The organism is Pseudonocardia pini, assembly GCF_013870575.1.
Lineage (GTDB): Bacteria > Actinomycetota > Actinomycetes > Mycobacteriales > Pseudonocardiaceae > Pseudonocardia > Pseudonocardia pini.
In genome coordinates, this window is sequence record NZ_JACBXB010001161.1 from 1 (window position 1) to 1211 (window position 1211).

Sequence of the window (1211 nt, forward strand, 5' to 3'; positions counted from 1 at the left end):
CACGGCCACCTCGACGGGCTCCGGCGCGATCCCCAGCCGGACCCCCATCACCCGGCGTCCGGGCAGGTGGGAGGCCACGGTGCCGAACGGGCCGCCGTCCAGCCGGACGACGGCGGGGTGGGCGAGGACGACGTCGGCGACCTGCTGCGGGAGCGACTCGGACACGCCCCGAACGTAACGGACGGCGACACCCCGAGCCGGGATGCCGCCGTCCGATGTGGTGGGAGATCAGCGCTTGAAAACGTCCTTGACCTTCTCGGCCGCCTGCTTGAGGTCCGCGCCCATCTGGTCGGTGCGGCCCTCGGCCTCGAGGCGCTCGTCGTCGGTCGCCCGACCGGCTGCCTCCTTGGCCTTGCCCCGCAGCTCCTGCGCCTTGTTCTCCATCTTGTCGCCCGCACCCATGCCGGACCTCCCGTCGCGCCGTGTCCGACGGGCGGCCGGGGGTTCCGGCCACTACCGTCGATCTCGTGCACCGGGTTCCCCGGACGGAGCCTCGATACACCACAATGGTGACCTGGGTCACGTGAACGGAGGCGGCGTGCAGGCGGTGCGCGTGGACGTGGGGGACGAGGTGGTGGCGGCGAGCCCGCGCCCGGCCGTCCCGTCGCCCGCGGAGCGCGAGCTGGACGACACCACCCTCGTGGTCCGGGCCCAGGAGGGGGACGTCCGCGCCTTCTCGGAGCTGGCCCAACGCCACCAGGCCGCGCTCTACCGGCTGGCCCTGCGCCTGGTCGGCGACTCGCAGGACGCGGAGGACGCCCTCCAGGAGTCCCTGCTCGACGCGTGGCGGCGGCTGGACCGCTTCCGCGGCGACTCCGCCTTCACCACGTGGGCCTACCGGATCGTGACGAACCGGTGCCTGGACCTGCTGCGACGGCGTCGGGAGACGGTGGGGATCGAGGCGGTCGAGGACCGGCTCACCGCCCCGGACGCGCCCGAGCACACTGCCGAGGTGGACGCCGGGCTCGCCGCACTGCGCGTCGCGTTGGCGGGTCTGCCCGACGAGCAGCGGGCCTGTTTCGTGCTGCGCGAACTGGAAGGTCTGGGGTACACCGAGATCGCCGAGATCACCGGGGCCTCGGAGACCGCCGTGCGCGGCCGGATCCACCGGGCCCGCACCACGCTCGCGGGGGTGATGCGCTCGTGGAGGTAGAGGACCTGCGGATCGAGCCGCTGGCCTGCGGTCGGGACGCGGCGGAGGTCTGGGACCA

The 1211-nt window shown here is 73.7% G+C and carries 2 protein-coding genes; one reads left to right on the forward strand and one right to left on the reverse strand.

Going from position 1 to position 1211, the window contains the following annotated elements; genetic code table 11:
- Positions 1–228 precede the first annotated feature (228 nt).
- Positions 229–402, reverse strand: a complete 174-nt coding sequence (locus tag H5J29_RS33455; protein ID WP_181784874.1) for a CsbD family protein — start codon at positions 400–402, stop codon at positions 229–231.
- 136 nt (positions 403–538) lie between these two features.
- On the opposite strand from H5J29_RS33455, the gene H5J29_RS33460 reads away from it, so the two are divergent.
- Complete coding sequence (locus tag H5J29_RS33460; RefSeq protein ID WP_312858517.1) at positions 539–1153, forward strand: RNA polymerase sigma factor; 615 nt, start codon at positions 539–541, stop codon at positions 1151–1153.
- The last annotated feature ends 58 nt before the right edge of the window (positions 1154–1211 follow it).